This is a genomic window from Paenibacillus sp. yr247 (genome assembly GCF_900103825.1).
GTDB lineage: Bacteria > Bacillota > Bacilli > Paenibacillales > NBRC-103111 > Paenibacillus_E.
Map to the genome: position 1 here is coordinate 1 of NZ_FNIF01000068.1, position 4602 is coordinate 4602.

Consider the following 4602-nt stretch of genomic DNA (forward strand, 5'->3'; position numbering starts at 1 on the left):
AATGCAGCGGCAACATATGGATCGACAACTGCTGGGGCAAGCATGTTGGTTGTCCAAGCCCAATCGCGGTTCGGAGTGATTGATTCGAATCGAACCGCTAGCGTATCGCCGGGCATCGCTTCTTCTACATAGAAAGGTCCTGTCATTGGATTCCCGCGAGCAGCTGCGCTTTCGCCGTTGTTGTCCCAGCCTCTCGCATCGACTGTCGTCGTAATGACCGTATCCCCATCGCGAATCGTTAAAATAGGTGGATGCTGGCCTATCGCATTAAAATAAAGCTGAGGTATGAACTGATGAATCATGGCTACTCCTCCTTGTCGATTGGATAGTCTATAGTTTCGACAACTGTTATAAATTTCCTAACCGACTTATCAGTGAGAAGTCAGGCGTAGTAAGAGCCGGGCATCGTAGTCACTCGTAATTTCACTCAATTGGATCCTGTCCGTTTGAACAATTGAAGAAAAAGCAATTGATTGGATCCATTGCTGTACTCTCGTTCTTCGTTAGCTCAATGCTCTTAAGAATTCAAAAAGACCGCCAAATCAATTATATGAGTTTAGAGTGGATAAGAAGACCATTCGGGCGAAGTCGACTCATCATTACTTCAACCACAAAGCTACCGTGAGCTTTAATACTCCCTATCTTTTTTCCTTCCCCTGTAAATCCAAACTTTTCATACAATGCTTGTGCACTAGGATTTGTTACGAGAACGCCAAGTTCCACTCGTTCAAGCATAAGCCAATGATCCGCAAGATCAAGCATTTTAGTAAGTAATGCTTTCCCGATTCCTTTCCCATGATATTCGCTGTCTACACCAATGAATAAATCTCCTGTATGCGAGCGCCGACCTTGTCCTTGTGTTAAACCTACAAATCCAACAACTTTATCACCGATCTCTGCAACGAATTCAAATTGATTAGGTCCCAAGTTACGCAACCTATTTTCCATTGCATCAACTCGCATACTTAGGAAGAAAAATCATATATGGTAAAACGGCATCCTGAGTACAGATACGATGAATTGCACTAGCATCATGTATTTGTACAGCACGAATAAAAACCTCCATCACACTACCTCCTTTTGTTATGATTTTCCATTAAATTCTTTATTCAACCTAAATATTCCTGCTTAGAATATTGAGAGAGCGATTCCAATCACCTATTTTTTAACATTTAAAATCAACAATGATATTAAACAGAGCCTAAATGAAAATAAGCAGACTGATGACGGCATCTGCTTTGTAAATTAATTTTATCTTTATTTGAACTAGCGATCTCTGTTAGATGTATAGCCCCTTATTATTTAACGAGATTTATACCGTAAAATAAGGATGATGACTAGTAATACAACGCAAGACATTGTATTAGTTATCAAAAAAGCTAAACCAACACCCGTTACTGCCAAACTAATAGCATACGTTTCCATGAGACTAATCCCCAATAAAATCAGCAAGTACGACTTTAAATTTAAGTCAGAAACAGATTTTGTATTCAATATTTGAATGATTTGAGGAATCCAACCTACAGAAAGAATGACCCCACCAATTAGTTGCATTACTGAAAACAGCATCGGACACACCTCGTGGATTTTATACTGTTATATTCGGAGCAACCACATTATGATCATCTTTCTTTATTAATACTGTTTTTCGAAAATTCAGTTATGATTAGTTCCGCTACTGCACTAAGCTGCCCGGTAGCTGAGCAGGCTGCCTTAATTGATCACATGCATCTTGTTTCCATTGGGAATGATATAATGTTCTTGTCACAAAACAGGAATGATATAATGTTCTTGACATTGGCTAATGACAAGATCTTTTATATCATTATTGATCCGAATCGTGTATCCGTATCGGGTAACTGCGCCTAGCTGCTATATAACGAAGCTTCGAGCGATGATAGAACTGTTTAACAGAAGATAATGAAAAGGTGCGTACATAATGAAACCAATTGCTAATGTTATATCACCAAAAGTTAACTATAGGTCTCTTCCAATTCTAGAGTGTGGAGAGCCTCTTGTATCTTTATCCAATCTTTCTTCGAAAATAAAAGTACACCCCTTTTATCATGAAACAAACATTCCCGGGGCCTTAATCGACTGTTATTTACGGGAGGGAGCCACTGCTAAACTTATAGAAGCAGCAGCGCTTCTACCTGAAGATTGCTTTTTTGTGGTACTTGATGGGTTTAGGCCCTACGAGGTGCAGTTAGAGCTTTATCATATGATAAAGCAGGACATTCAAAACAGAGGAGAAGTTCATTCCGAGGAAGAGCTGGCCAAAGAAATAGCGAAATTCGTCGCGTATCCTTCCCCTGATGTAGAAACCCCTTCACCGCACATGACAGGAGGCGCTGTGGATCTAACCGTGGCAAAAGAAGACGGTTGGCTTGATATGGGGACGGACTTCGATTATTTTTCCGATAAAGCCCTGACCGCATGGTATGAGCTTAATCCTATGCCAACTGACCAAGAACTTAATATTAGAAACAACAGAAGGATGCTGTATCATGCGATGACTTCTGTAGGATTCGCCAATTATGAAAATGAATGGTGGCATTATGACTTCGGAAATCAACGTTGGGCGATGCAAACCGGTCAAGTGGCATTCTATAAAGGAAAAAGCGCTTTATCTTAGGGACTGCGCCAGACCATAAGCCAGCAATCTCTCTTATTTCACTCTTTAAATTCCAGCTAAACTAGCCTGCCCTTTACTTGTATCAATTTTAGCCTTTTCAATAATTTGTGTTATAAAGGGATGTTTAGCTTTCGTATATGCCGCTCTATCATTAGAATATTCTTCAGCAAGCTTCTTCTTCAAGTTACTGTATTGTATTAATACATCTGGATGAGTTTTTAAATAATCCCTAAACAAAATATTATTATTCCAGTCTTCACCAGCAAATTTATACATATGCAGATGATGTGTGCCAGCACCTCTTTCACCTTTTCTAAAAAACCTTCTATTTGGAAGTTCCTTGTGAAAAACGTGCTCATAGTTAATTTTGTGTAATGGTTCAATGAATTCATCTACCTTGTTTAAATCACTTACTCCAACCATAAAATCAATAATCGGTTTTGCTCCTAATCCTTCTACCGATGTACTACCAATATGTTCAATTCCAAGGATTATATCACTTAATACTTCTCTTACTTTCACAGCTTCTTTTTGATATTGAAAAAACCAATCCGAGCTATACTCCTCAATAACTACGCTTTTTTCCATACACGCCTCCAGAAAAATGAATATTTCATTTATTTTAACACTTTTTTATTTTTGTGTGGTTGAACATAACTGCCCGTTAGCTGAGCGCGCCCTTCTAATCTTGTCGGCAATCGGACAATGTTCTTGTCATAAATCGGCAATCGGATCAAGTTCTTGACATTGCCAATTGACAAGAACTTGATCCGATTAAATAAAAAACGCGGACATGATTCGGACTATGTTCTTGTCATCCGACACCTGGCTGCTTAGAGATAGAGCAGTCGGGGGTCAAGAACATATATTGCTGTTGCCTGGCAATAGACCTAACCGATCATCAACTTCATTCGTGATGTCGGTTAGTTTCGATTTCCGCTTTATAATCAAAGGTTCCATTAATCTTTTCGCTTTTGCAACCGCAATTTGGATTCTACGATATCCGATACTTTCAGGGAAAATTTGTTACGAAAATTAAATTGTGGTGACTTTTTTAATCGAGCAAGCATATCAAATCTTTTGATATTCATGGCGGTTTCCACAATTTAAGCAATCTATGCCTAAGTAGACATCAATCGCTAGAATCCGTCATTGAGAGTAATACCCCCTTCAAAACAAGATGATAAGGAGCAGTTCAAAACGATTTCGATCATGCTGAGTTGGAGCATCTATGGGGCTGCGTTTAAGACGGACAGCTCATTCCCGCAGAACAATTGGTTTCCAAAGCATAGCCTTTACTTACGAATGGTTTAGAACAATATTTCGTGGAGGAGTCAGGACTAGTGAAAATTGGAGAAGTTTAGATAACAGCAGCTCAATTCTGAGTCTAAATAGGAAAAATACTCCTTTCTTTTTGGGTATTTTTTATTTTGCGGGAAAAACAATAAAGAACTCGGAGGAAATGACCGTGACGCCTTTGATGGTTTTAGGGTTAAGAAAAATAAGCCCTCGGTATCTGTAAATAATACCGGGGACTATATTTTGTCCAATGGCAAGTATACTAATGTATTTTTTCAAGAAAAATCACAGTTTTTTATGCCTAGAAAAAGTAAAAAAAACGCTCGAAGCCCCAAGCGTTACGCAGTAAATGAGATGGTGGAATTTAGGGGGATCGAACTCTTGACCGCTTCGCTGCCAGCGAACTCCATCGACGTTCAGATAACGAATCTCCGGAAGAAAATCGAAGAAAACCCTAAGGAGCCCCAATAACATTAAAACGGTCTGGGTCGTTGGTTATAAATTTGTCATGTGAAATGGCGCCCATCAGCTTGGCATATCGGCCTAAGTTGGAGGGCGTTTTTTGTTTGCCATTATTTGAGGGAAGATTCACTATCTCAATCATGTTAGAATAAAAAAAACCTCAGAAGGGCAGCAATTAAACCGCGTGCTTTTCTGGGAAATCGAAT

3 protein-coding genes and 2 pseudogenes are annotated in these 4602 nt (G+C 39.2%); 1 reads left to right on the top strand and 4 read right to left on the bottom strand.

What is annotated here, in order from left to right:
• From BLT91_RS30310 to BLT91_RS30320, 3 genes and pseudogenes are all read right to left on the bottom strand, one after another.
• A pseudogene (locus BLT91_RS30310) lies at nt 1-302 on the bottom strand (acetamidase/formamidase family protein); the annotation flags it as partial.
• A gap of 244 nt (nt 303-546) precedes the next feature.
• A pseudogene (locus BLT91_RS30315) lies at nt 547-1066 on the bottom strand (GNAT family N-acetyltransferase).
• A 236-nt stretch (nt 1067-1302) separates the two neighbouring features.
• Entirely contained in the window at nt 1303-1569 is a 267-nt protein-coding gene (locus BLT91_RS30320) for a PQ-loop domain-containing transporter (protein ID WP_090827975.1), read from the bottom strand.
• A gap of 370 nt (nt 1570-1939) precedes the next feature.
• On the opposite strand from BLT91_RS30320, the gene BLT91_RS30325 reads away from it, so the two are divergent.
• A complete protein-coding gene (locus BLT91_RS30325) occupies nt 1940-2635 on the top strand; it encodes a M15 family metallopeptidase (protein ID WP_090827977.1) in 696 nt (231 codons plus the stop codon).
• 45 nt (nt 2636-2680) lie between these two features.
• Here the strand turns inward: BLT91_RS30325 and BLT91_RS30330 are convergent, their stop codons facing one another.
• Nucleotides 2681-3223, bottom strand: a complete 543-nt coding sequence (locus tag BLT91_RS30330; RefSeq protein ID WP_090827979.1) for a GrpB family protein — start codon at nt 3221-3223, stop codon at nt 2681-2683.
• Between the last annotated feature and the right edge of the window lie 1379 nt (nt 3224-4602).

Coding starts and splice junctions, on each gene's coding strand:
- BLT91_RS30325 (WP_090827977.1), top strand. CDS start 1,940: ATGAAACCAATTGCTAATGTTATATCACCAAAAGTTAACTATAGGTCT.
- BLT91_RS30320 (WP_090827975.1), bottom strand. CDS start 1,569: ATGCTGTTTTCAGTAATGCAACTAATTGGTGGGGTCATTCTTTCTGTA.
- BLT91_RS30330 (WP_090827979.1), bottom strand. CDS start 3,223: ATGGAAAAAAGCGTAGTTATTGAGGAGTATAGCTCGGATTGGTTTTTT.